Below are 25936 nucleotides of genomic sequence, written 5' to 3'. Positions count from 1 at the left end.
TTTCGGGGTGATTGCTGTCGCTATGAGCCACGACGACTGCACGATGTCGTGCGGTCGGTGTGGATCAGACCGACAGGAGCTGTTATCAGTCCATCGCTTCGATCTCGGTTTCGAGACGTTCGCAGACGTCGCCCTCGGCGTCGAAGCAATCCGGGCAGTCGGATTCTCGGTCGATGATCGTGTCGAGTCGCTCGGCGACAGTCTCGTCGATGACGCTTTCGAGCGTGCGTGCTTCCTCACGGAAGTTCTCGACTTCCAGCACCTGGAGGAGGAATCGCTCGATGATACAGTAATTTTGCAAGGCTGCTCTGGCCTGACGAATCCCATCGTCGGTGAGGTCGACTCCTTTGTACTTCTCGTGTTCGAGGAGGTCCTGGGATTCGAGCTTGCCGACCATCTCGTTGGCACTGGCCGGGCTGACGTCCAGCCGGTCAGCGATTTTTCCGGTCGAGGCCGGGCCGTCTTCGAGTTGCTGCACCAGATAGATTGCCTTGAGATATTGATCTGCGGTGTTCATGTCCAACCCTCCGTTCGGAACTGCGCTCGACTCACGTCGCTCCCTCCTCCATCAGTTCGGTCACGTCCTGTACGCCGTCGGCCTCCTCCTCGCGAATCTCTCCGAGGACCCGCAAGAGCCGCTCGCGATTGACCGAGAAACTGGCGTCGCTGCCCGTGATCGCCTCGATCAAGTCGTCGTAAAACTTGTAGGCCGTCTCCTCGTTACACAACTGGTCGTACAGGACGTCGTCGAAGTCCGTGTCGCTCTCGTAGCGCGCCTCGACGAGCATCTTGATTTCCTCGAACGGGACCGTCTCGGCGTCGAGATCGTCGATCAATCCTTCGAGCTGTCGTCGATGCTCGGCCGACTCCGCCGACGCTTCCTTGAGGAACTGCCGGACAGCGGTGTTGCCCTCACCGACCAGTTCTTCGGCGTGGCGGGCCGCCCTGGCTTCGACGACCTCCTCGAGGACGACGCCGATCTGCAGGAGACGCGCCAACTCGTGGTCCGAGGAGACTGGTTTCCCGACACTCACAGTCGACACCTCCCTTCACAGCGATACGTAGTCATATTCGAACGTGAGGCAGGCGGTGACTTAAGCCCGTCCCTGTCGGGCCCCACCTAACGGAAAAACAGCAGTACTGCCCCTAGAAGTCGGGATAGAGGTTCGCGATCGTCTGGCCGTCTTCGACGACGTGATTCTCGCCAGTCTCCCAGGTGACGCCATCGGTGGAGACCTCGACGCCGTCGACCCACTCGTCTTTGACGATCTTGTACTCGGTCCCGACCGGGAGTTCGGTCTCGTGCTTCCAGTAGGAACTCTGCGGGTACATCTTGTAGGCCGTCTCCCAGTTGCCCAGCGCCTCGATATCACCGGTGATGTAGGCCGCCTCGCCGACCTGGGTCACGTCGCTGGCGTAGATCGTCAGCGCCTGCGTGTCTGACGCCGCCACTGTACCTGTCGACCCGAGAATCCCCGCACCTGCGATCGCTGCACAACCACCCGTGACGAACTCGCGTCGTGATGTCTTTGGCATCGACTGGAGCTTCCGTGGACAGATATATAGGATTTATCACATATTCTTGACAGACAATCAAGATATACCCTGGACGATGGTGAGCAACTCACTGTCAGCGGTTACTGACGATCGACCGAAAGATACGATTTTCGAGGGATCAGACGGCAGATCACTGTCGATAGTGGCCAGCGAGGGAGGGCGGTCGGGGTCTGTTCCCGGTTCGTGCCAACGTCCCCGAGGTATTTTTGAGTCCCACCGAAAAGGCTCGACTGGAGCGATCGTGTGTCACTTCCACACGGACGACGCGGACGCGGTGGAATGGGAGAAAGAACTGCGAGGAGAACGAGAGCTGCGTGGGAAATCAGACGGGCGATCGGACGAGGCTGTGGAACCTGACCTACTCGCCGACGGTGGGGACTAAGTCCCACCTGGCCGCTCGACGGCACGGCGCACTGGCTAATCGCTTTTCGTGGCACCCACTCGGAGAGAAAGCAACGAAAATCGTCGGATAAGAGTGTCCTACTACGTAGTCAGCCGCTGAACGATCATGTCGTCCATATCTTCGCGGAGTTCGTCGACGGCGACCTCTTCGAGGACTGGTACGAAGAAACCCTCGACGAGCATGTTCTTCGCGCGCTCCTCGTCGACACCGCGGGAAGTCATGTAGAACAGGTCTTGCTGGTCGACCTGACCCACCGTCGCGGAGTGGCTGGCCTCGGTGTCGTGGTTGTTGATGATGAGTTTCGGGGAGGCGTCGGCCTCGCTCTCGTCGGAGAGCATCAGGGTGTTCTCACGCTGGTACGAAGAGGTGTCCCAGGCCTCGCGGCCGACGTCCTGAACGCCCTCGTAGACCGAGCGAGCCTTGTCGTCGAGCACACCGCGAGTCACGAGGTCGGCGACGGTGTGTTCGGCCTCGTGCCAGACCCGGCTGTTGAGGTCGAAGTGCTGGTCGTTGTGCCCGAAGAACGCGCCGACGATCTGCGATTCCGAGGAGTCACCCAGGAGTCGCGTTTCGACGCTGGTCTTCGTGAGTCGAGAGCCGATGTTGCCCTCGATCCAGTCCACGGTCGCGTAGGTATCGGCGTGGCCGCGCTTGACCGAGAAGTTGTACGTCTCCTCGCTCAGGTTTTGGAGCGCTCCGTACTGGACGTGGGCGTTTTCGCCAGCGTCGACCTCGACGACGCCGGAGTAGTACTGCTTGCCCTCGACGTCGTCGCCGTTGGATTGTCGTTCGAGGATCGTGACCGAGGACGATTCCTCGGCGATCACGAGCGTGTAATTGAACAGCGACTGGCTGTTCATCCGCGTCCGGATCTTGACGTCTTCTGCGTCGACGCCCTCGGGGACGTAGATGACCGTGCCGGCGCTGAACAGCGCAGTCGAGAGCGCGGTGAGGTAGTTGCGCTGGGGGTCGACGACGCTGCCGAATTTCTCTTCGATCAGATCGCCGTGCTCGGCGAGCGCCTCGGACCACTCCAGCACGTCGACGCCCTCGGCTTCGACGCGATCCTTTTCCTGGCTTCGGTCGAGCGGATCGACGATCCGCTCGTACTCCAGGGCGTCGAGGTTCGTCCAGTCGCGGCCTGGCGTCCGGATGACCTTCGGCATGTCGAGCGTTTCGAGCGCCTCGAGCGCCTCGAGACGTGTTTCGAGGAGCCACTCGGGCTCGCCGAGGTCCTCGCTGATCGTCCGTACCTGCTCTGCTGTGAGATTGGCGTGTACCTGCGTACTCATTGTATGCACCGGGGATTACCCGAGCGAACCCTCCATCTCCAGTTCGATGAGACGGTTCAGTTCGACCGCGTATTCGATGGGCAGTTCCTCGGTGATCGGCTCGATGAAGCCGGCGACGATCATCTGCTTGGCGTCGTCGTCGTCCAGGCCGCGGCTCTGGAGGTAGAAGACGTCCTCGTCGCCGATCTTGCCGACGGTCGCTTCGTGAGCGACGTCGACCTTGTTCTCCTGGATCTCCATGTACGGCATCGTGTCGGAGGTGGACTCGTTGTCGAACATGAGCGCGTCACACTCGACGTTGGTCTTCGAATCCTCCGCGCCGTCGGAGATGTGGACGAGCCCGCGGTAGTTCGTGCGGCCGCCGTCCTTGGAGATGGACTTGGACTCGATGGTCGACTTCGTGTCGGGCGCGTTGTGGTAGACCTTCGCGCCGGTGTCGATGTTCTGGCCCTCGCCCGCGAAGGCGATGGTGATGTGGTTGTCCGTCGCGCCGGGGCCCTTGAGGATCGTGGCCGGGTACAGCATCGTGGCCTTCGAGCCCATCGATCCGGAGACCCACTCCATCGTGCCGTCTGCCTCGACGATGGCGCGCTTGGTGTTGAGGTTGTAGGTGTTCTTCGACCAGTTCTGCACCGTCGAGTACTGGACGTGGGCGTTCTCGCCGACGAAGACTTCGACGCCACCGCTGTGGAGGTTGAACGCCGAGTACTTCGGCGCGGAACAGCCCTCGATGTAGTGGACTTCGGAGTTCTCCTCGGCGATGATGAGCGTGTGCTCGAACTGGCCCATCCCCTCGGAGTTCATCCGGAAGTACGCCTGGACGGGCATGTTGACAGTCGTGTCCTCGGGGACGTAGACGAACGACCCGCCGGACCAGATGGCACCGTGGAGTGCGGCGAACTTGTTGTCGCTCGGTGGCACACACTTCGTCATGAAGTGCTCTTTGACGATCTCTTCGTGTTCCTGGACGGCCTTGTCCATGTCACAGAAGATGACGCCTTTCTCCTCCCAGCGCTCCTGCATGTTCTGATAGACGATCTCGGACTCGTACTGGGCGCCGACGCCCGAGAGGGCGTTCTTCTCGGCCTCCGGGATGCCCAGTTTGTCGAAGGTGTCCTGGATCTCCTCGGGGAGGTCTTCCCAGGACTCGGCGCCACCGCGGGTCTCGATGTCGGGTCGGATGTACGGAACGATCTCGTCGATGTCGACCTCCGAGAGGTCGGGCTGGCCGGGCCAGTCGGTCGGCATCGGCATCTCCTGCCACTGCTGCAGGGCACGGAGACGGCGCTCGAGCATCCACTCTGGTTCGTCCTTGTCCTCGGAGATGAGGCGGACGGTCTCTTCTGTGAGGCCCTTCTCGGTCTCGAAGGCGGACTTCTCTTCCTTCTTGAACTCGAAGCGGGCTTCAGTGTCGGTATCTTTGAGGTCTTCTGAACTCATGTATCGTTGTTGTGTTGGCTTACGGGTAAACGCTGTCCTAGCTGGTATTGATTACGCTGCCTCGAAGACGTCCTCGCGAACCCAGTCGTAGCCCTCGTCCTCGAGCTTTTCGGCGAGTTCGGGACCGCCACTCTTGGCGATCTGGCCGTCGAGCATGACGTGGACGTGGTCCGGCTCGACGTAGTCGAGGATGCGCTGGTAGTGCGTGATCTGGAGGATGCCGGTCCCCTGCTCGTCCCGGAGTGCATTGATCCCCTTCGAGACGTCCTGGAGTCGGTCGATGTCCAGCCCGGAGTCGATCTCGTCGAGCACGGCGATCGACGGTTCGAGGATTGCGGCCTGGAGGACCTCGTTCTGCTTTTTCTCCCCGCCGGAGAAGCCGGCGTTGAGATAGCGGTTCGCGAAGGACTCGTCCATGTCGAGCTGCTCCATCTTCTCCTGGAGGAGCTGCTGGAACTCGGCGACGCTGACCTCGCCCTCGTCGGCGGGACCTTCCATCGGCGAGGTGTCGTAGCCCGCTGCGTCCTCGTTGGTGTCCTCGGATTCGGCTTCCGCCTCGTCTTCGTCTTCGAACAGTTCGTCGCGCTCTTCGAGCTTGGCGTTCAGCGCCGTGCGGAGGAAGTTCACCATCGTGACGCCTTCGATTTCGGCGGGGTACTGGAAACCGAGGAAGACACCGAGCGCGGCCCGCTCGTTCGGTTCGAGGTCCAGGAGATTCCAGGTCCGCTTGTCCGCGGGAATCTCGAAGTCCTCACCGAAGTCGCCGTCTTCGAGGTGGATCAGGACCTCGCCACCTGTCACTTCGTAGGCGGGATGGCCAGCGATAACTTTCGCCGTCGTCGACTTCCCGCTACCGTTCGGTCCCATCAGGGCGTGGATCTCGCCGGACTCGACTTCGAGGTCGACCCCTTCGAGAATCGTCTCGCCGCCCTCTTCAGCTACCTCTGCGTGGAGATTGGAAATTTCGAGCACTGCCATGTATCTAGGTCAACCGAAAGTCAGGTCGTCGTACCCATAACCTTTTCGCATTCTCGGTTAGGAAAGTTCGTAGAATAGAAAAATATCTTCTTTCCACCAGAACTCAACGAATCGACAGTACGTTTTACATGAGTGCATCCTAACAGTACGAGCAATGGTGTATCGTCTCGGGAACACGTTCACGGTTCTCTACGTCGTCTTCGGGCTCCTGTCGTTCGGAATTGCCGCGGTCGCAGCGAGGCATCGGTCGAAACGGACGGCTATCTCGTTAGCAGTAATGATGGCTGGGACTGGAATCTGGGCGATCGCAGACGGGCTCCGGATCGCCGCGCCGACGGCCACCCACGTCCTCTTCTGGAACAAAGTGGCGTACGTCGGAATCGTCACCGTGCCACCGGCGTTTTTCACGTTCGTCCTCTCGCTGACCAACCGTGAGCGTTGGCTGAAACGCCCCTACATCGTCGGCATGGTCGTGATATCGGGAGCGACACTCCTGATCGTCCTCACGAATCCGGCCAACCTCTGGCGGGCTGGTGAGACCATCACACTACATACCCAACCACCTGTCCTCGAGGAACATCGCGGTCCGCTCTGGTACGGTTGGGCTGCCTACGTCTATGGGTTTGCCACGCTGATGCTGTACTTCCTCCTGCAGGAACTCGTAGAGAACGGCCGCTCACACACTCATCGGATGCAGATCGGGCTAGTACTGATCGGGTCGACGTTTGGGGCTGGCATCGTGCTCCTGTTCATCCTCGATGTGGTCGCGTTCGACCCGTCTGCGATCAGTTTCGTTCCACTCGGCGTCGCCTACGCCATCGCGATGTTCCGGTATCGGTTACTCGACGTCACGCCGATCGCTCGGGACGTCGTCCTCGCAAATATGAACAGCGGCGTGCTCGTTCTCGATCGGGAGGGGACTGTCGTCGACGCGAATCGGCGGGCCAAACAGATCCTCGACGACACGTCTCTCCAGGGCCAAGACCTAGAGACGATCGTGCCAGAGGACGTCGACTTCGAAGGGCTATTCGAAGGTACCCGAGAGATTCAGACGACGGTCGAAACCACCGTCGATGGTGACCGTCGCACGTTCGATGTGACGTTTTCACCGGTCTACGGGTCGATGGACAGCTATCTCGGCCGCGTCGTAATATTCACTGACGTCACCGATCGACGACGCCAGGCGGAACGACTCAAACGGAAGACAGAACGATTGCGGAGGCAGAACGAACGCCTCGACGAGTTCGCCTCGACAGTCAGTCACGACCTTCGAAACCCGTTACAGATCGTCAGTGCATCGCTCGAACTGGCTCGATCGAACGAGGACTTCGAAGAGATCGAGCGAGCCCAGCGGTCGGTCGATCGAATGGAAGCGATCATCGACGACCTGCTGGCCCTCGCACAGGCGAGTGAGGACGTCGAACCCGACGGCTGTATCGACCTCGAACAACTCGCGATCGAAGCACGCCAGCACGTCCCGACAGACAGGGGGCGTGTGAACGTCCAATCGCCGCTGCCGAGCGTCGAAGCCGATCCGACCAGGCTGCAGCAAGTGTTCGAAAATCTGATTCGGAACGCCTTCGAGCACAACGACTCGGCTGTGTCCGTCACGATCGGCCAACTCAGTGGCAATCCAGTCTCGGGAATATACGTCGAAGACGACGGGCGTGGGATTCCGGGAGCCGAGCACGAGACGGTCTTCGAACACGGCTACTCGACGAGTGACGACGGGACGGGATTCGGACTCTCGATCGTCCGGGACGTCGTAGAGGCTCACGGCTGGTCGGTCGGCGTGACCGACTCCGAGGACGGTGGCGCCCGCTTCGAAATCCGGTTCGAGTGACTCGCAGTTACATGAACTGGCCGAGTCCGGTCTGCTCCTGGCCGCTCTTGACCTCGTCCCACGAGATTCCAAGTGCCTCGATGACCCTGGCGATCGGCCCCTTCAGAGTCTTGTCGAGCATCTTCTCCCAGTCGACCTCGAACTCCTCGGGAATCTGCTCGTCGTACTCGAAGCAGATCACGTCGGGGTCGCGTTTGAACTCCCCGTAGAGGACGTCCTCGGCGGGATCGAGCCCCATCTCGCGCTCGACGCGGCGGAAGAACTCGGGGTGGACCTTCTGCAGGTAGAGTCGTTTTGGCTTGCTCCCGCGCTGGAAGTTCGTCCCCAGCAGGAGATTGGCGTACTTCGCGCCTCGGACCTGCGCCGTGTCGGTATCGTAGTTGTCCAGGCGCTTGCCGATGCCGCCCGGAATCGCAACCTTCTCGTAGTCCATGTTGCCCGTCAGGAAATCCTCGATGACGCCGTTGAGATAGTCGGTCACGCCCTCGATATCACCCTCTTTGACGATCATCTCGAGTACCTTGAGCTGGACCTCCTTCGTGATGCCCGCGATGTCCGAGCGCTGGTACTCGAAGCCCGTGATGTCGACGTCGTCGACCTCTTTCCCCTCTTTCCAGACGATGTGGCCGGCGTAGCGTTTCTTCTTGCCGGCCTGGAAGAAGCGTCGGTAGAGCTTCTCGAACTCGATCTGGAAGCGGTGTTCCTCGGCATCCAGATTCTCGCGGGCGAACTCGTCGTACGAAGCGTTGATCGCCTTCTCAATCTCGAAGGACTGATCGATGGCGTCCTGTACCGAGGATGCCTCGTCTTTGAGACTGATCATGACGGAGTCGGTGTCTCCGTAGGCCACCTCGTAGCCCAGGTCCTCGACAGCGTCTTCAGTGTGGTCGATGACGGCCCGTCCGGTCGCCGTCACGGCGGCAGCGTTGTCCTTGTCGTACAGGCGGAATCGATCCCAGCCCGAAACGCCGTAGAGCGACTGGCCAACCCACTGGAATTTCCCGTTACGGCCCGCCAGAAGCGTATTGTTGTCCGCGACAGTTACGCAGTACACTCCGTCATCGGCTGTACTTGTTCCTCCAGAGCGGTGCATCCGGAAACTGTTCTTGGCGTTCTCGGTGCAGTAGATTCTCCAGGACCCGCTATCGTGATTGACGCTCGCAGTGAGTCCGAGATGCGCACAGAGACGTAACACATCGTCCCGAAGCTGTTCGCTGGACGTCGTGTAGCGCCAGCTGTTGGGCTGTCGGTCACCATCGCCGTCGATCAGCGTGTGCAGGAATCGTTCTTTCTGTTCGTGGCTCAACTCGAAAACGAACTCAGGGATCCGCTTCTCGAAGCTGTCGGCCCCGCACTGCTTTCGCAACCAGTCGCCGAGAAGCTTCGAGGTGAACTGGTAGCCTCGGTCATCTGTGTATGGGTCGAATCCGATTCTGTCGAGCAACGCCCTGATAGCCGCGTGGTCGTCGTCTCTACCACCGTCTGGAAGTGCTTCCTGTGCCAGTTGGATAGTCGTTGCACTCCCCCGGAAGTTCTCTCCGAACTGTTTGTCTTCGGAGGTGTAGACAGATCCTTCAGTGATGTACCAGGCTAGCAGGTCGAGGAAATCGTCACCGTCGTAGAAGCGTGGAATCCACTTCCGGCCCCGTTCGGCGTGAACGTAGAATCCCGAACAGTTTTCGTCGAGATACGAGCGATTCTCTTCGAACTCGTCGGCGGAGAACACGTACCCAGTTCCGTCCTCACCCTGTTTCTGCATCTTGTCCGGATACCACCCGACTTCTGCGGCAAGGGTATGACCATGGTCGTCGTTGTCGACCCACACTTCGTACTCGCTGTCTAGGAACTCAGTGATGTCGACGGAGTCGAGCCGTTCCCCATCAGGACCGTCCCAGTCGTGGGGCATCTCGTAGTGGGATGCTTCGTTGAGATTACCGGCCTCGACGAACCGGAATCCGTCCCACGTAGCGCCGTTTTTGTCGTCCTTGCGCACTAGCATCCGGTGGTTGGGAGTCACACTGAAATCTATCTTGCTCGTCTCGATATCGACCAATTCTTCGCGATAGTCTGGATAGGCCTGCGTCTCGACCACCGGTTTGCACTCCATTTCCAGGGTGTCCGGATCAAGAGAGTACACCTGATCTCCGACGTCCAGCGCCCTGATATTCCTGACACCGTCCGGGGTCAATACGTCGGTGTCTGGAGTGAAACAATTCATAACAACTTTGACACTAGCCTGCTGACGGTCATATTGCTCGTAATCCTGTGTTTCAGGCTCGTGCTTGTTTCGGAGTTTCTTTTTCTCTTCACGCTCTGATAGTAATTCCGTAACCATCTCCCGGATGATCCCGTCCGGTTCCGTTCGGAAGTGCTGGCCGTTGGGTGCGACGAAGGTGTCGCCGTCGTAACTCTCGGAGTCGACTTTCGTCTCCGGTGAAGCGTTGATCGTCACCATGCACATCGGGTACAGCGACTTCAGGTCAAGCACCGAGACCATCTCCTCGACGCCGGTGATGGGGTCGAAGACGGCGCCGCCTTCGAACTCTTCGCCGGACTCGACGGTGCCTTTCGAGGGCAGGGCGAACCGGCCGTGGGCCTTGTGTAGGACGTACATGTCGACGGCGTCGCCGGGCGTGGGCGCGTCTTCGAGTTTACACCCCACGAACGAGGCAATCTCTTCGAAGAAGGCAATGATGTCCTGTTTGCGATCGAGTTCGACACACAACTCGACGTCCCGGAGGTTGTACTCCAGCAGGCGCTCGGGGTCGTCTTCCCAGAGGTCGCCGATATCCCCAGTGTAGGTCTCCTTGCCGGCACCGAGTTCCTGTTCGCCGACGGCTTCGAGTCGGTAGGATTCGAGTTCGGTGAACTGCGTCCGTTTGTAGGCCCGCAGGAGGTCGAAAACCACACGACCTTTCACGTCCGGCCCCTGCCAGTCGCTCTGCCAGACCTCGTTTACTCGCGAGAGGCGATTGTAATCCAGATTGTAGTCGGTCGTCGGGTCGAGCACTTCGAGCCGGTCGATGAGATAGGGTGCGTCGAAGTCGGCGAAATTCCACCCAGTCGTTATGTCCGGATCGGTATCTTCGAGATACGAGACGAACGCATCGAGCATGGCGGGCTCCTCGTCGAAGACCCGGATGTCGGGCTCGAAATCAGCTTCGAGTGGATCGTAGCCGTCGAGCCGGTCGGGGATCGCACCGCCCTCGTCGGCGTCGACTAGCCAGAGGACGTACTCGTCGCGGTAGGAATCGTGGCTGGCGATACAGATGATTTTCTCTTCGCCGTCCTCGGGAAATCCGGAGCGGTCGTCGACCTCGATGTCGAACGTCGAGACGCGGGGTTCGACCTCGACGTCGACGGTCTCGATCTCGTCGTGTGGAACGCGGATCGTCTCCTCGTCCGTCCGTCGCTCGGGGACGCGGATCCCGCTGGTGATGTCCTTGTCGATGAGCAGGCGGTTCGGGAAGAGGATGTCGGCCTCGTAGTGGTCGAATTCGTCGCGGATCTGCCCGACGTCGCGTGGGGTCTGGCCGAAGATTTTGGTCAGCTCCTCGCCGCGGATCGACTCGTAGCCGGCCTCCCAGCCCGTGATTCGATCCCGGGATTCGAGGTCGTCGAAGTCCAGATTCGCGGTCGGGGCGTAGAAGTAGGGACGGAATTCGTAGACTTCGACGTGCACCAGTTCACGATCGGGCGTTCGGCCGAAAACGTGGACGATTGGGAACTCCTCGTCGCCGTAGCCGTCGATGGTGTAGTCGACCTGGGTCACCGAGAGCTCGATCGTTCCGTCGGCGTCGGGATAGCGAAACTCGTCGGCGTCGACGACGTCTGCCGTGACACGATCGCTTCCGGCGACCGCCTCGGCTTCGCCATCCGGGCGATTGTCGTCGCCGTCACCGAACCCGGTAAGGGTCGCCTGCGCGTCTTCACTCATGTTAGCTTTGCTTCGATAGGGTGGGTAAAAACATCCGCGGTCGGGCGGCGTGTGTATTGTCGACGGCGGCACGGCTGCGCGTCTTTGCGCAGCCAGTCCAGCCGGGTATTGTCGACGGCCGGCTCGTGAGCATGTTCATGTGCGAATAGTCCAGCCGGGAGACGTGTATTGTCGACGGCCGGCTCGTGAGCATGTTCATGTGCGAATAGTCCAGCCGGGAGACGTGTATTGTCGACGGCCGGCTCACGAACGCTCCTGTGCGACCAACCCGGTCGCGCAAGGTCTGACGGTTGGGGAACCTTTTTGGTATGTGGTGGCATACCAGCGTATTGAAGTCATGTCGAACCGCGTCAACGCAGCAGGTGAGTCGGATCGTGCGGCAACCCCCGAGACGATGCCCGGCGCGGAGACAATCGAATGTTACGAAGACGACAACGATCTCGTAATGTACGACGCCGAGAACCCCCTCGCCTGGATCCAGGCGGACACGGCTGTCGAGATCGCCGACGCAGTCTGAGTGGAAAGTCAGCACGGAACGCTTTTTGCGCCGCCTCGCCTACCGGAGTCCATGTTCGACGGGTCCGGCGAGAAGTCACCACACGAGCCCGAGGAGTTCGATCCGAACTCGCTCGGCCCCGACATCCCGAAAGCGCCGGATCCGACGTCACAGGCTAGCGACATCGATTCGGCAGTTCGCGGGCTCTTCTGGGGACTCGTCCTCGTCGCGAACGTCGCGCTCATGGCTGCCAGCCTGGGCGTGATGTTCGCCGTCTTTCGCGACCAGTGGCTCTTCGGGGGCCAACTGGTCCTCGCAGGGGTGATCCTCGGTGGCTACGTCTACTATCGAGTCAAAACATTCCAGTCGGACTGACCGCCTCCACTATCGCAACCGCTTTCCAGACGCGGACCCTCTCGATGAACATGCGAGTCGTCACCGACGGTGACGCCTACTTCGTGCTGCAGCGAGTGCTCGGTGAGGACTGCCAGCTTCGTGGGGTATCGTCTGGAGAAACGACGACACAACCCTGTGAATCGCTCTCTCCGGCAACCGCCGAGGCGGCGCTCGGGGTAGTTGCAGGGAGTCTCAAAGACGAGTCAGTCACCTCGAATCAGGCGGCAGCACTGTTGCTCGAACTCACAGTCGACGGACCGACCTCGGCGCGAGAACTCCTCGATCGTTTCGACGTCTGCGAGAGTGACCTCCACGGCGTGGCGACCGAACTCAGGTCGGCGGGGCTGCTCGAACCGACGACCGTCTACGGCGAGCGGGGCTACCGTGCGACCAGCCGAATCGCGGAACAGCGACAGGACAATTAAGTCGGTTCGACCAGCGCAGCCGCGTCCATCCGATCGACTCGCGAGCGGTTGGTCGTCGGGTCCTTCTCGACGTGCACGAGGTCGTCAGCCGCGCCGATCAGTTCCTCGTCGTGACTGACGACGATAATCTGCTCGACGCCCAACTCGCGCATCCGCTCGACCAGCGCGACCAGCTGTGAGACGTGCCCCGAATCGAGAAACACCGTCGGTTCGTCCAGCACGAGTGGCGGCATCGGTGCGGCCCCGTCGATCCCTTCGGCGAGCAATCGGTAGATCGCGCATCTAAGAGAGAGGTTGAACAGCGCGCGCTCACCGCCCGAGAGCTGCTCGGGATCGAGCGCGTCGCCGTTCTTCTGGAAGATCGTCAGCTCGTAGTCGCCGTCGAGTTCGATCCGCGCGTAAGAGGCGTTCTGATAGATCAACTCGAAGGTATCGTTGAGCATCCGTTCGAGCGTCTCGACGTTGCGCTGGCGCAATTCCGCTCTGAGCGTGCCGTACATTCGTTCGAGTTCCTCGGTCTCCTCGTACAGCGAATCGAGACGCTCGACCGTGGCCTGTAACTCCCCGTGCTGTTCGCGCAGTTCTTCGAGCTCCTCGATCTCCCGATTTACGCCGCCAATCCGGCTCTGTAGTGTGTCCCGACGCTCGCGCAACTCCTCGAGCTTGCCGTCGACTTGCTCGATGTAGTCGGCGGCGCGGTCTTTCTCCTCTCGTGCCGACTCGATCTGGCTCTCGTCGACAGCCCCGGCGAGGTCGGCCTTGCGCTCGCGCTTGTCCGCCAGCCGCTGGCGACGCTCGTCGTTCGTGTCGGCCAGGTCCGCGCGCCGCTCCCGCAGGCGCTCGATCTCGGCCTCTGCATCCGCAGTCGCCTCCAGAGCGTCAAGCGCGCGCTCCAGTCGCTGGCGCCTGTCCTTGATCTCACCGCGTTTCTCGTTGACCTCGCCGATCGACTCCCGGCATGCCGCTGCCTCGGCTTCGGCCTCGGCGGCGGCTTCTCGTGCCTCCTCGGCGTCGGTTTCGAGCCTCTCGATATTCGCTTCGAGCTCAGCGACACGCTCGCGCTTTCGCTCGACGTCTTCGGCCTTCTCGTCGATCAGCTGTGAGACGGTGTCGCGCTGCTCTGTCAGCCGCTCGATCTCGCTCTCGGCCTCGACCAGTTCCTCTGCCCGCTCCAGGCTGGTTTCGAGCGTCTCTCGACGGTCGACGAGCTCCTCGTGCTCAGCCTCCAGTTCCGCGAGTTCCTCCCGGTCGTCTTCGATCGACTCGACGTGTGGTGCGCCCGCTACATCCTGCCCGCACTCGGGACACTTGCCGGCTTCAAGGAGGGACTCGGCCTCCGAGATCGAGTCCCGTTTCTGTTCGATCGTCGCTGATAACTCGGCCAGTTCCTCGCGCACGGAGTCGAGTTCGCCCGCGACTTCTTCACAGTGGACGTCAGCGGCTCCCGGATCGATCGGCGCCTCCTCGAACCGTTCGCGTTGTGATTCGACCGCTTTCGTGAGCGACTCGACCTTCTCCCGGCGCTCTTCGAGCCTTGACTCGGTTTTCTCGATTTCGGCTTCGAGTTCGGATAGTCGCTCACGTTTCTCTTCGGCCTGCTGTTCGAGCGATTCGGCGCGCTCGTGGTGGTTCTCGGCCTCGCTTGCGTGCTCACTGGCTTCGAGTCTGTGCTCTTCCAGTTCGTCACGAAGCTGGTCGTCCTTCGATTCGAGCGTCTCGATCCGCGTCACGACGGCGTCCTGGCCGCTATCAGTCTCGAGTTCCGAGTCCGAAAGTGCCTCCGCGATCGTCGACTCGCACTCTGAGATCGTGTCACGGTGCTCGCTGATCTGGTCGCCGAGGCGCTCTCGTTTGCGCTCGGTCTCGGCGATCGTCTCCTGGAGCGACTCGATCTCGGACTCGATCTCGTCTAACTCCGCGCGTTTCTCCTCGTACTCTTCGAGGATCGATTCGGCGTCTTCGAGCGTCTGTGCGGCCGTCTCGCGCTGGTCTTCATACCGCTCGATGTCGCTCTCGGCGTCGGAGAGTTCGGTCTGCAGGTCGTTCAGCGTCGCGTGCAGATTCTGGTCTTCCTTGGCTTCGATCTGGGCTGCGACCTGTGAGAGGGCGCCCTGCTTGTCGTCGCGGACGCGGCCGACTCCTACGCGCGCGTCGCTGGCTCGCTGGCGGTACTCCTCCAGTTTCCCCAGTTGCAGGAGGTCGTCGAGCATGTCCTGGCGCTCGCTCGGGGTCGCGTTGATGAGCTTGTTGACCTCGCCCTGACGGACGTACGCGCAGTTGACGAACGCGTCGTCGTCCATCCGGAGCAGTTCGGTCACGTGTGCGCGGACATCTTGAGCACCCTCGTAGGTCGCGCCAGGCGCGTCGAGCACACACTCGGCGGTCGTCGGGCGCTCACCAGTCGCGCGGAGCCGGCGCTTGAGGTGATAGTCGCCGCCCGCGTGCGTGAACCACAGTTCGACGATCGTCTCGTCGGCCCCCGTCGTGACGACATCGTCGAGTGTCGCGTCGAGGGCTCGTGCCCCATACAGCGCAAAGAAACACGCCTCCAGCAGCGAGGACTTGCCGCTGCCGTTGACGCCGTGGATGACCGTCACACCGGAGTCGAGCCGGAGGTCTGCGTCGCCGTAGCACTTGAAGTTCTTCAGGCGGACGCGTGTGAACCTCATCGGATACCCCCCGTCCCAGTGATCGAATCGTCTCCCATCACAGGTACTCCTCCATGGTCGCCTGTCCGTCGCCGTCCGCGTTCGGCGAGGCGGTTGACTCGTCCTCGTCGCTCGCGCTCTCGAATGCCCCGTCGTCGGCGTCGTCGACGATATCGGCGACGCGCTGCTCGACCGTGTCGGCGACCTTCGAATCCGCGACTTTGCTCGCCCGTATCGTCTCGTCGAGGTCCCGGGCCGCGGGACTCAATCCTAGCTCTCGAATCCGCTCACGGACGGCGTCGTCCGGATCGGCGAAACTGACCGAGACGTCCTGGGTCGTCTCGATTTCCCGGCGGTCGTTGACTCGCGCGACGAGTGCGCCGCCGTCGAGCGCGACCGTCTCCAGTTCGGCGGGCGTGATCGGGTCGCCGCCGCCGTCGATGGCGACGATGACGACTGCACCGTCGAGGTCGTGCTGTTCGATCCGTTCACGGACGCGCTGGTAGCCCTCACCATCGCCGAGGTCGACGTCGACGAAGACGAACTCCCGCGTGGGGAGCCCGCGACGTCGGATGTCCACCTCGCCATCGAACGTGACGAGGTTGTATCCTCGATCATCGCGCTCGGAGGCGCTCGCGCGCTCGGTCGATCCGCAGTAAGTCACCCACGCGCCCTCTGTCTGCGTCCGCTTTGGCTCGTGGTCGTCGCCGAGCAACATGGCGTCGAAGTCGACCGACGCCTCCGAGAGGACGACCTCGGCGTCCCAGTCGCCGTGGTCGAACGGCTGGAAGAGCCCGTGGGCGACCAGTGCGGCGTGGTCGGTGTCGTGGGCTTGGAAGTCGTAGTCGAGATCCTCACGCTGGGATCGCGGGACGAAGTCCAGGCCGTAGAAGGCCGTGTTTCCGATCGTCACGGGCGAGGAGCCGAGCCGCGACGCCAGCCCGAGCGACTCGAACAGATCCAGCCACTGGGCGTCGCGCTTGGTCTCGTGGTTGCCGACGATCGCCAGAAAGGGTATGTCGGCGTCCTCGAGCGTCCGCAACACGTCCAGGGTCCCCATGATGTCTCGGAGACCCGGTTTACGGTCGTGAAAGAGGTCGCCGGCGTGGACCACGGCGTCGACAGTCTCGGCGACGGCGTCGTCGATCACCTGCCGAAACGCGTCGAGAAAATCCTCGCGCCGGGCGGGCTCGTGATACTGTTGATAGCCCAGATGTGTATCCCCGGTGTGGATAACTCGCGTCATTGCCCCTCCGTAGGTCACCACGTCCTAAAGGGATTCCGAGAGGGCAGTGAAAGTGAAATGGCAGTCGGCGTTCAGCTACACAGCGTCACTCTATCGACAACGTATAGACGCGCTTTCGGGCGTCCGTGAACGAGAACCGGGAATCGACGACCCCGACCTCTTCGAGCCTATTCAGCGCGTAGCGAACCGTTCGCGATGGTAACAGCGTCTCCTCGGCCAGCTGACTCTGGGTAAGTTGCTCGTTGTACTCCAACACCTTCGCGACGAGCTTGGCACTCGGCGGCAGCTCCGCCACCGCGTCCCAGCCGCTCTCGTTCGGTACCTCCGTAGATGCAGTCTCGGTTGCACTCATCGTACCTCTACCGAACGGATACAGGATAATAATATTATCGGCTTAAGAATATTACCGTCGGGAATTTCGAAAGCGGTCGGCAGGTCCTGACCCCACCCGAAACCTCTTATGAGCACATCCACTACTGAGGGGGTAATGACGGATACCGTGGACAACGTCGATCTTCCCTACGACGAGGACGCCTCCCAGCAGGAGAAGATCGAAGCCCTGCAGGAGCGTCTGGAGGTCCTGGAGACCCAGAACGAGGAGATGCGGGACAAGCTCCTCGACGCCAACGCCGAGAACAACAAGTACCAGCAGAAGCTCGAACGGCTCACCCACGAGAACAAGAAACTCAAGCAGTCGCCGCTGTTTATCGCTACCGTCCAGGAGATCACCAGCGAGGGCGTGATCATCAAACAGCACGGCAACAACCAGGAAGCGCTGACCGAGGTCACCGACGAGATGCGCGAGGGCCTGGAGCCGGACGCCCGCGTCGCGGTCAACAACTCGCTGTCTATCGTCAAGGCGCTCGACGACGAGACGGACGTCCGCGCTCGCGTGATGCAGGTCGACCAGAGCCCTGACGTCGGCTACGAAGACATCGGCGGCATCCACGAGCAGATCGAGGAAGTCCGCGAAACCGTCGAGATGCCCCTCAAAAATCCCGACATGTTCGTCGACGTCGGGATCGACCCGCCGAGCGGCGTCCTGTTGCACGGCCCGCCCGGCACCGGCAAGACGATGATGGCCAAGGCCGTCGCCAACCAGACCGACGCCACCTTCATCAAGATGGCCGGCTCCGAGTTGGTCCACAAGTTCATCGGCGAGGGCGCGAAACTGGTGCGGGATCTGTTCGATCTGGCCCGCCAGCACGAACCCGCGGTCATCTTCATCGACGAGATCGACGCGATCGCCGCCAAGCGAACCGAATCGAAGACTTCCGGCGACGCCGAAGTCCAGCGGACGATGATGCAGCTCCTCTCGGAGATGGACGGCTTCGAGGACCGCGGCGAGATCCGGATCATCGCCGCCACCAACCGCTTCGACATGCTCGACCGCGCCATCCTTCGCCCGGGTCGCTTCGACCGCCTCATCGAGGTGCCCAAGCCCGACCAGGAAGGCCGCGAGCAGATCTTCCAGATCCACACCCGCGACATGAACCTCGCCGAGACCGTGGACTTCGCCTCGCTGTCCGAGCAGACCACGGAAGCGTCAGGTGCCGACATCAAGGCCATCTGTACCGAGGCCGGGATGTTCGCCATCCGCGACGACCGCACGGAGGTCGTCGAACAGGACTTCTACGACGCCTGGGAGAAGATTCAGCAGGAAGAAGAAGACGGCGAAGACGTCTCTCGGACCTTCCACTGAAAGCCCTCACGCGGCCCTGGCGGGACGCGTTCGCCCTTTTCATGTCCGCCGCCACCTGCCGCGAGCGGCAGGTCGCTAAGGCCCGCCGCGAGACGGCCGGCGATCGCCGGCCGCTCGTGGGGTTACGCCGACGCTTTCTGTAGTCGCGGCCGAGTTGGCCGCGACGATTCCGCCGTCAGAGCAAGCTCTGACGAGCTCTCGCTCGCGTTGCTCGCGAGAACACCACTCCTCCCCGGCGCGCGGGATAAAACCCGCGCGCTGGCTTCCTGACCGCAGGCCGTCACCGCGAATTTTCGACCGCAACCCGCTATCGCTTCGATCGCCTCCGCTCTCCGCCTGTTCTCCCGGGCCATCTGACCGCAACCGTCCCGCTTATAGCTCGCGCGAACTCCTCGGGAGATATGAGCGACGATCAGGCCTCTTCTGCCAGCGAAACCGTCGAGGCCTACTATCAGGCCCTCCGCAACGGCGATCCGCTCGGACCCTTCTTCGCTGAGGAACCAGAAATGGTGAAGGTCGGTATCTCCGAGACACTCGTGGGACACGACGCCATCGTCGAGGGACTGGCCGACCAGACCGCGACGACGACCGACTGGACAGTCGAGAGCCGCGACCGGCACGTGACCGAACGTGAGGACTTCGCGTGGTATCACGACGACGTCAGCCTGGGCTGGCGTGACACCGCATCGGGCCGCAACTACGACTTCGAGACACGCTGGAGTGGCTCACTCAGAGCCGACGACGACTGGCAGTTCGTCACGCTGCACGTCAGCACCGCGGGGGATCTCGACTGATGGTTGGACCGATGTCCCCCGAAGAGCGTCAGTCCGGGATGGTCCGGCTGAAACTCGGCATCGCCCTGCTCGTCGGCGTCTCGGGTGGCCTCGTCGCGCTGCAAGGCGAGGCGTCGCTCCCGGTGGTTGGGGCGGCAGTAGTCGTTGGAACGCTCGTCGGCGCGGTACTCGCGTGGTATATCTTCCCCTCGGGATCGAACTACCGCTAGTCAGGAGATCCGGTAGACGCGGGCCTCGAATGGGCGCAGGTCGAACTCCTCGGGATCGTCGCCGGCGTCGTCGTAGTTGCTGATGAGCAGTTCCGGATCGGGGGCGTCGAGGTGGTGTGGCAGCGAGAACGTCGTCTCGTGGGCGAAACAGTTGAGCACCACGAGGACGCCGTGCTCGTCGATCGTTCGGAGGTAGGCGTATATCTCGGGGTGGTCCTCGTACAGCAGGTGATAGTCGCCGTAGACCAGCACGTCGTTGCCCGAGCGCAGGTCGATCAACTCCTGGTAGTATTGCCAGATCGAGTCGTCGTCGGCGCGGTCGTCCTCGACGTTGATCTCTTCGTAGTTGGGATTGACCTTGATCCAGGGCTCGCCAGTCGTGAACCCGGCGTTGTCCGCGTCGGACCACTGGACCGGCGTCCGGGCGTTGTCCCGACTCCGGTGTTTGACGACGTGGCGGACGTCCTCGAAGTCGGCGTCGTGACGCTCCATCAGTTCCTCGGTCTGCTGGATCGCCTCGACGTCCCGAAGTTCGTCGAAGGAGTTCCACTCGACGTTCGTCATCCCGATCTCCTCGCCCTGGTAGATGAACGGCGTCCCCTGCAGCGTGAACTGCAGCGTCGCGAGCATCTTCGCGGACTTCTTGCGGTAGGCCCCGGCGTCGCCGAACCGAGAGACGGTCCGGGGATGATCGTGATTGCCGAGGTAGTTGGCGTTCCAGCCCTCGCCCTCCAGACCGATCTGCCAGCGCGTCAGGACGTCCCGGAGTTCGTCGAGGTTCCAGTCGTTGAACACCGTATCCGGATCGGTGAGGTCGTCGAGGTCGTCTAGCTCCACGTCGACGTCTTCCAGATCCCACTTGCCGCCGGGCTTGTAGGGGATGTCCGCGTGCTCGAAGTGGACGATCATGTTGATCCCGTCGCCGTCCTCGCCGCAGTACTGCTGGGCGTCGGTGACGCCACAGCCCGGCATCTCGCCGACGGTCATGATGTCGTACTCCGAGAAGACGTCGTCGTACATCTCCCGGATGTACTCGTGGACGCGCGGCCCGTTGATCACGTGCTCCCAGCCGACCCAGCCGGGATTCGGTTCGCCGTCCGGTAGCCCCTCTGTCTTTGAAATGAGGTTGATGACGTCCAGCCGGAAGCCGTCGATGCCCTTCTGGAGCCACCAGTGGAGCATCTCGTAGACGTCCTCGCGGACATCCTCGTTGCGCCAGTTCAGGTCAGGCTGTTTCTCGTCGAAGACGTGGAGATAGAACTGGCCGCGCTCCTCGTCGAACTTCCAGGCTTTCCCGCCGAAGATCGAGGTCCAGTTGTTCGGTGGGTGCTCGTTGTCGTCGTGGCCGTCCATCCAGTAGTAGTAGTCGCCGTACTCGCTGTCGGCGTCTTTGGACTTGAGGAACCACTCGTGCTCGTCCGAGGTGTGGTTGAGCACCATGTCCATGATGAGGCGCATGTCTCGGTCGTGGACCTCCGCGAGGAGCTCCTCCCAGTCGTCCATCGTGCCCATCTCGTCCATGATGGCGTGATAGTCCCGGATGTCGTAGCCGTTGTCGGCGTTCGGCGAATCGTAGACGGGACAGAGCCACACGACGTCGACGCCGAGGTCGTCGAGATACGGTACCTTCTCGATGACGCCTCGGATATCGCCGACACCGTCGCCGTTAGAGTCGTTGAAACTCCGCGGATAGATCTGATAGACGACAGCCTCCTTCCACCACTCGCGATCGAGGTCATCCTCGTGCTGCGTATCTGCGTCCATGGGGGCTTCTCTCACGGTAACTACCGGCTGTTATTATACCTGTTGATACGGGCCCGTACTCGCGTCGAAACGGCCGATTTCGAAATCCCAGTGTGAAAGATCGTTCACCGAAGAATTCACGGCGCCCCCTGGATTTCGATATCGTTAATAATCACTGCTCGAATCGGGATGGCTGTCAAGTAATTTCTGACCCGTCGATACAGGAGAGGAAGATATCTTCACAGCAAGATTTCGAAGGGAGCGGGGGTTGCGTCGCGTGCTCCATAACAGATAAACCACAGCCACCCTTGGCCCCGAGTATGGCTGACACATACAATCGCGGGAAAGTCGAGGACTTCGGACGGTGGAAGGAGTTCTCGGCCGGGATGTGGGCCTGGATCTTCCACAAGTTCACCGGCTGGGTGCTCGTGGGCTACCTCTTCACCCACATCGCCGTGTTGAGCACGGCGACGGCCCCGGATCCGGCGACCTACACGAATACGCTCCAGGGGCTCGAAGACTTGCTCATCGTCAGACTCCTCGAAGTCGGACTGCTCGCAGTCGCCGTCTTTCACATCTTGAACGGGATCCGACTCCTGTTCGTTGATCTCGGTGTCGGGCTGGAGGCACAGGACAAGAGTTTCTACGCGTCGCTGGTGTTGACCGGCGCGATCACGGTCGCCAGCGTGCCGACCTTCCTCGCGGGGGCGTTCTAAGATGGCTGAACACTACACCTCGTTCGACCGCGGCGGGACTCGCTGGCTGCTCCAGCGAGTGACCGCGGTCTTCCTGATCGGTGCACTGACGTTTCACTTCTTCCTGCTGCACTTCGTCAACCACGCGGCGGAGATCACGTTCGCGGGCACACAGGCTCGGATGAGTCAGTGGGGCTACTTCGCGACGATGATCCTCTTTCTGATCGCGGCGACGTTCCACGGCGTCAACGGCGTCTACAACGCCCTGGTCAACCAGGGTCTCGACGGAACCCAGAAGAAAGCAGTCGGTGCGGTCCTGACGCTTGCGAGCATCCTCCTGATCGCACAGGGGATCCGCGTCGCGCTCGCGATGGCCGGAATCACGGTGATCTAACATGAGTACAGAACCCGAAACAGAGATCGAAGAGGAATCGAGCGCCGAGAACCTGCCACAGACGAGCAGTCACCAGCAGCGTCGGATCGAAGAGAAGGCGACTCGCAAGAGCGAGCGCGAGGCCGCAGAGAAGGCCCAGGCCGAGTCGCTGGAGGACGAGGAGACCTACGAACTCAAAGTCTTCCGCTACGACCCCGAGATCGAGGGCAAAGAGGAACCCCGGTTCGACACGTTCGTCGTCCCGTATCACAAGGGGATGACGGTGCTGGACGCGCTCATCTACGCGCGGGACCATTACGACTCCTCGCTCACGTTCCGGCACTCCTGCCAGCAGGCGATCTGTGGCTCTGACGCCCTGTTCGTCAACGGTCGCCAGCGACTGGGCTGCAAGACCCAACTCGCGGATCTGGACGACCCCGTTCGGATCGAACCGCTCCCCCACCAGGAGGTCGTCAAGGACCTCGTCGTGGACATGGAGCACTTCTACGACCAGATGGAGGCCGTCGAGCCGTTCTTCGATCCCGACGAGACGCCCGACGACGAACTCGAAGAGCAGCGCCAGAGTCGCGAGAACCGCGAGAAGGTCAAGATGTCCACCCGTTGCATCTGGTGTGGCGCGTGTATGTCCTCGTGTAACATCGCCGCCGGGGACAACCAGTACCTCGGGCCGGCAGCGATCAACAAGGCCTATCGCTTCGCGATGGACGAGCGCGAAGGCGAGGACCGCAAGGAAGAGCGGATGCGGATCGTCGAGCAGGAACACGGCGTCTGGCGGTGTCAGACCCAGTTCTCCTGCACCGAGGTCTGTCCGAAAGACATTCCGCTGACCGAGCACATCCAGGAACTCAAACGCGAGGCCGTCAAGAGCAACCTCAAGTTCTGGTGAACACGGATGACAGACACACGAGCAACGCGCACAAGTTCGCCAAACCCTAACAAACGCTAACTCAACTATGTACGAATACGACGTGATCGTGGTCGGCGCGGGCGGCGCCGGTCTCAGAGCGGCTATCGCAGCGCACGAGGAGGGCGCGGACGTCGCGCTCGTCACGAAACTCCACCCAGTCCGGAGCCACACTGGCGCCGCGGAGGGTGGCATCAACGCGGCACTCCGGGAGGGCGACGACTGGGAACTGCACGCCTACGACACGATGAAAGGGTCGGACTATCTGGGAGACGCCCCGGCCATCGATACCTTCGCGAAGGACGCCCCGAAAGAGGTCGTCCAGCTCGAACACTGGGGGATGCCGTTCTCCCGCGAGGACGACGGTCGCGTCTCCCAGCGACCGTTCGGCGGGCTCTCTTTCCCGCGGACGACCTACGCAGGTGCAGAGACCGGCCACCACCTGCTGCACACGATGTACGAGCAGGTCGTCAAGCGTGGGATCGACGTCTACGACGAGTGGTACGTCCTCAACGCGGCCGTCACAGACCACGAGGATCCCGAAGACCGGGAGTGTCACGGCGTCGTCGCCTACGACATCAAGTCCGGCGAGATCGACGGATTCCGCGCACGCAACGGCGTCATCCTGGCGACGGGCGGGACGGGCCAGGTGTACGACCATACGACGAACGCCGTGGCCAACACGGGCGACGGGCCGGCCATCGCCTACCGCGCCGGCGTCCCGCTCGAAGATATGGAGATGGTCCAGTTCCACCCGACGACCCTCCCTTCGACGGGTGTGCTGATCTCCGAGGGCGTCCGCGGCGAGGGCGGCATCCTCTACAACGACGACAAAGAGCGGTTCATGTTCGAGTACGGGTACGCCAACAACGACGGCGAACTCGCCTCGCGTGACGTCGTCTCTCGGGCCGAACTCACGGAAGTCAACGAGGGTCGCGGCATCGAGGACGAATACGTCCACCTCGACATGCGCCATCTCGGCGAGGAGCGGATCATCGACCGCCTGGAGAACATCCTCCACCTCGCGGAGGACTTCGAGGGCGTCGACGGCCTGGACGAGCCGATGCCGGTCAAGCCCGGCCAGCACTACCACATGGGCGGCATCGAGTGCGACGAGAACGGCCACACCTGCGTCGACGGGCTCTACGCCGCCGGCGAGGCGGCCTGTGTCTCGCTGCACGGCGCGAACCGCCTCGGCGGCAACGCGTTGCCCGAACTGCTGGTCTTCGGTGCACGCGCCGGCAAACACGCCGCCGGCGGCGACATGGCCGCGGCCCGGATCGATACCGGCCCCTCCGCCCGGAGCGAAGCCGGCGAGTTCGACTCGCCGGTCGAACCCGGCGCGCTGAGCGGTGGCGACAGTGACGTCGCTGCTGACGGGGGAGCCGTCGCGGATCCGGACACCGTGCTCGAGGACGCGGTCGGCCGCGAGCGCGAACGCGTCGAGACGCTCCTGGAGTCGGACGGTATCAACCACGCGGAGGTCCGCGCGGAGGTGCAGGAGACGATGACCGAGAACGTCAACGTCTTCCGGGAGGAAGGGGCACTCAAGCGCGCGCTCGAAGACCTCAAACAGGCTCGGGAAGATTACCAGGATGTCGCGGTCGCCGATCTCTCGCGGACGTTCAACACCGACCTGATCCACACGATCGAGACGCGCAACGTCATCGACGTGGCCGAGGCAATCACCATCGGTGCTCTCGCCCGTGAGGAGTTCCGTGGGGCCCACTGGCGCAAGGAACACCAGGAGCGCAAGGACGACGAGTGGATCAAACACACGATGCTCGCCTGGAACGGCGGCGATCCCGACCTCTACTACAAACCGGTCGTCCTCGAAGGCGACGAGCAGACCTACGAACCCAAAGAGCGTAGCTACTGACCTGGCCGCTGTTCTGCAGGTAGCTATTTTGGACTTGGCCGAGAATACCGTCCAATGACGAGTGCCCTGGACCTGCTCGATCGGCGCAATCGCCGCGCGCTCTGGCGAGCACTCCGCGGGAACTTCGAGCCGACCGATCCGCCCGAGTCGCCGGACTCGGCGCTCACCGAGGTCGTCCAGCGACCGTTCGAGTCACTCCCCGATACCGAGACGCGGCTGTCGCGACTCGAACAGCGACTTCGCGACCGCGGCGACCGCCGATCCGTCTTTCTATCGATCTACGTCAAGATGACCAGCGAGGTTCGGGACGGGATCGAAAACGACCAGTTCGAAGACCCGGAGTGGATGCGCTCGTACGTGCGATCGTTCGCAGAGCACTACCGTCGTGCGTTTGTGCACTTCGAACAGGGAGACGTCGAGGCAGTCCCGGACCCCTGGCAGGTCGCGTTCGGCCAGGCCATCGGCGGCGACACGCTCGTGATGCAGGACGCCTTTCTGGGCGTCAACGCTCACATCAACTTCGACCTGGCGCTCGCGCTCGACGACGTCGGGATCGATCCGAACCGAGAGGCGAAGTACCGCGATCACTGCGAGATCAACGACGTGTTGTCGGGGCTGGTCGACCGCCAGCAAGAGATGCTCGCGAGGCTCTACGCCCCCGGCGTCGAGAACGTCGACGCGGTCTTCGGGCCGTTCGACGAAGTGCTGACGCTGCTCTCGATGACCGAGGGGCGCGAACAGGCCTGGCGCGTCGCCTGCGTCAGGACGGACGTCGGCTGGCCGCTGGTCGACACCTACGCCCGGTGGCTGTTGCGGACGACGGCGCTGGGCGTCGGCGCCCTGATTCTCGGCCCGGGACTCGATTCCGGACTGCTGGAGTCACTCCGGCGGCTCGAACGCGAGGAGCTTGGCCTGGATGCGGTATTGAACAGGATTGCACCCGACAGCTGACGGG

General features: G+C 62.0%; 23 protein-coding genes. 12 read left to right on the top strand and 11 right to left on the bottom strand.

Annotated elements, in window-relative coordinates:
* Positions 1-85: 85 nt before the first annotated feature.
* The 6 genes from DV733_RS15115 to DV733_RS15090 form a co-directional block, all read right to left on the bottom strand.
* A complete protein-coding gene (locus tag DV733_RS15115) occupies positions 86-517 on the bottom strand; it encodes a metal-dependent transcriptional regulator (protein WP_049992814.1) in 432 nt (143 codons plus the stop codon).
* A 31-nt stretch (positions 518-548) separates the two neighbouring features.
* Positions 549-1034, bottom strand: coding sequence for a hypothetical protein (locus DV733_RS15110; RefSeq protein ID WP_049994265.1), 486 nt, complete (start codon positions 1032-1034; stop codon positions 549-551).
* Positions 1035-1146: 112 nt separating this feature from the next.
* On the bottom strand, positions 1147-1536 hold the full coding sequence (locus DV733_RS15105; protein WP_049992813.1) for a carbohydrate-binding module family 20 domain-containing protein: 390 nt from the start codon (positions 1534-1536) through the stop codon (positions 1147-1149).
* Between the two features lie 504 nt (positions 1537-2040).
* Entirely contained in the window at positions 2041-3252 is a 1212-nt protein-coding gene (gene sufD, locus DV733_RS15100; protein WP_049992812.1) for a Fe-S cluster assembly protein SufD, read from the bottom strand.
* Positions 3253-3267: 15 nt separating this feature from the next.
* Positions 3268-4692 (bottom strand): Fe-S cluster assembly protein SufB, encoded by a 1425-nt coding sequence (sufB, locus tag DV733_RS15095; RefSeq protein ID WP_049992811.1) that lies wholly within the window; start codon positions 4690-4692, stop codon positions 3268-3270.
* Positions 4693-4743: 51 nt separating this feature from the next.
* Positions 4744-5670 carry an ABC transporter ATP-binding protein gene (locus tag DV733_RS15090; protein ID WP_049992810.1) on the bottom strand — a complete coding sequence of 309 codons (927 nt, stop codon included), beginning with the start codon at positions 5668-5670 and terminating at the stop codon, positions 4744-4746.
* A 154-nt stretch (positions 5671-5824) separates the two neighbouring features.
* Between DV733_RS15090 and DV733_RS15085 the strand changes: the two genes are divergently transcribed.
* Positions 5825-7513: a histidine kinase N-terminal 7TM domain-containing protein gene (locus DV733_RS15085; protein WP_049992809.1), complete on the top strand. Its 1689-nt coding sequence runs from the start codon at positions 5825-5827 to the stop codon at positions 7511-7513.
* A gap of 7 nt (positions 7514-7520) precedes the next feature.
* Here DV733_RS15085 and DV733_RS15080 read toward each other — a convergent pair whose 3' ends face one another.
* A complete protein-coding gene (locus tag DV733_RS15080; RefSeq protein ID WP_049992808.1) occupies positions 7521-11450 on the bottom strand; it encodes a DNA polymerase domain-containing protein in 3930 nt (1309 codons plus the stop codon).
* Positions 11451-11787: 337 nt separating this feature from the next.
* Here DV733_RS15080 and DV733_RS15075 point away from each other — a divergent pair, with 337 nt between their 5' ends.
* From DV733_RS15075 to DV733_RS17775, 3 genes are read left to right on the top strand one after another with little or no spacing between them, the layout of a single operon-like run.
* On the top strand, positions 11788-11967 hold the full coding sequence (locus tag DV733_RS15075; RefSeq protein ID WP_049992807.1) for a DUF7331 family protein: 180 nt from the start codon (positions 11788-11790) through the stop codon (positions 11965-11967).
* A gap of 51 nt (positions 11968-12018) precedes the next feature.
* Positions 12019-12321, top strand: a complete 303-nt coding sequence (locus DV733_RS15070; RefSeq protein ID WP_049992806.1) for a DUF7322 domain-containing protein — start codon at positions 12019-12021, stop codon at positions 12319-12321.
* 50 nt (positions 12322-12371) lie between these two features.
* Positions 12372-12767, top strand: a complete 396-nt coding sequence (locus DV733_RS17775; RefSeq protein WP_049992805.1) for a DUF7346 family protein — start codon at positions 12372-12374, stop codon at positions 12765-12767.
* On the opposite strand, the gene rad50 is transcribed toward DV733_RS17775, so the two are convergent.
* The 3 genes from rad50 to DV733_RS15050 form a co-directional block, all read right to left on the bottom strand.
* Complete coding sequence (rad50, locus tag DV733_RS15060; RefSeq protein WP_049992804.1) at positions 12764-15436, bottom strand: DNA double-strand break repair ATPase Rad50; 2673 nt, start codon at positions 15434-15436, stop codon at positions 12764-12766. The genes DV733_RS17775 and rad50 overlap by 4 nt on opposite strands.
* Positions 15437-15473: 37 nt before the next feature.
* The gene (mre11, locus tag DV733_RS15055; RefSeq protein WP_049992803.1) at positions 15474-16661 is read right to left on the bottom strand and encodes a DNA double-strand break repair protein Mre11; all 1188 of its coding nucleotides are present in this window, start codon (positions 16659-16661) and stop codon (positions 15474-15476) included.
* Positions 16662-16746: 85 nt separating this feature from the next.
* Positions 16747-17013 (bottom strand): MarR family transcriptional regulator, encoded by a 267-nt coding sequence (locus tag DV733_RS15050; RefSeq protein ID WP_049992802.1) that lies wholly within the window; start codon positions 17011-17013, stop codon positions 16747-16749.
* A 135-nt stretch (positions 17014-17148) separates the two neighbouring features.
* Between DV733_RS15050 and pan1 the strand changes: the two genes are divergently transcribed.
* From pan1 to DV733_RS15035, 3 genes are all read left to right on the top strand, one after another.
* The gene (pan1, locus tag DV733_RS15045) at positions 17149-18363 is read left to right on the top strand and encodes a proteasome-activating nucleotidase Pan1 (protein ID WP_049992801.1); all 1215 of its coding nucleotides are present in this window, start codon (positions 17149-17151) and stop codon (positions 18361-18363) included.
* Positions 18364-18764: 401 nt separating this feature from the next.
* Positions 18765-19157 carry a YybH family protein gene (locus tag DV733_RS15040; protein WP_049992800.1) on the top strand — a complete coding sequence of 131 codons (393 nt, stop codon included), beginning with the start codon at positions 18765-18767 and terminating at the stop codon, positions 19155-19157.
* Entirely contained in the window at positions 19157-19366 is a 210-nt protein-coding gene (locus tag DV733_RS15035; RefSeq protein WP_049992799.1) for a hypothetical protein, read from the top strand. Before DV733_RS15040 ends, DV733_RS15035 begins: the two co-directional genes overlap by 1 nt.
* Here the strand turns inward: DV733_RS15035 and DV733_RS15030 are convergent, their stop codons facing one another.
* The gene (locus DV733_RS15030; protein ID WP_049992798.1) at positions 19367-21130 is read right to left on the bottom strand and encodes a glycoside hydrolase family 13 protein; all 1764 of its coding nucleotides are present in this window, start codon (positions 21128-21130) and stop codon (positions 19367-19369) included. It abuts the gene before it with no gap.
* 299 nt (positions 21131-21429) lie between these two features.
* On the opposite strand from DV733_RS15030, the gene sdhC reads away from it, so the two are divergent.
* From sdhC to DV733_RS15005, 5 genes are all read left to right on the top strand, one after another.
* Positions 21430-21825 (top strand): succinate dehydrogenase, cytochrome b556 subunit, encoded by a 396-nt coding sequence (gene sdhC / locus DV733_RS15025; RefSeq protein WP_049992797.1) that lies wholly within the window; start codon positions 21430-21432, stop codon positions 21823-21825.
* A gap of 1 nt (position 21826) precedes the next feature.
* On the top strand, positions 21827-22198 hold the full coding sequence (locus tag DV733_RS15020; protein ID WP_049992796.1) for a succinate dehydrogenase hydrophobic membrane anchor subunit: 372 nt from the start codon (positions 21827-21829) through the stop codon (positions 22196-22198).
* 1 nt (position 22199) lies between these two features.
* Positions 22200-23084 carry a succinate dehydrogenase/fumarate reductase iron-sulfur subunit gene (locus tag DV733_RS15015; protein WP_049992795.1) on the top strand — a complete coding sequence of 295 codons (885 nt, stop codon included), beginning with the start codon at positions 22200-22202 and terminating at the stop codon, positions 23082-23084.
* A gap of 67 nt (positions 23085-23151) precedes the next feature.
* Positions 23152-24981, top strand: coding sequence for an FAD-binding protein (locus DV733_RS15010; RefSeq protein ID WP_049992794.1), 1830 nt, complete (start codon positions 23152-23154; stop codon positions 24979-24981).
* 54 nt (positions 24982-25035) lie between these two features.
* Positions 25036-25932 carry a DUF5995 family protein gene (locus DV733_RS15005; protein ID WP_049992793.1) on the top strand — a complete coding sequence of 299 codons (897 nt, stop codon included), beginning with the start codon at positions 25036-25038 and terminating at the stop codon, positions 25930-25932.
* Positions 25933-25936 lie beyond the last annotated feature (4 nt).

Origin of the sequence: Halapricum salinum (assembly GCF_004799665.1) — an archaeon.
Lineage (GTDB): Archaea > Halobacteriota > Halobacteria > Halobacteriales > Haloarculaceae > Halapricum > Halapricum salinum.
The sequence above is the reverse complement of the archived record's forward strand: the minus strand, read 5'-3'. Positions and strand labels throughout refer to the sequence as shown.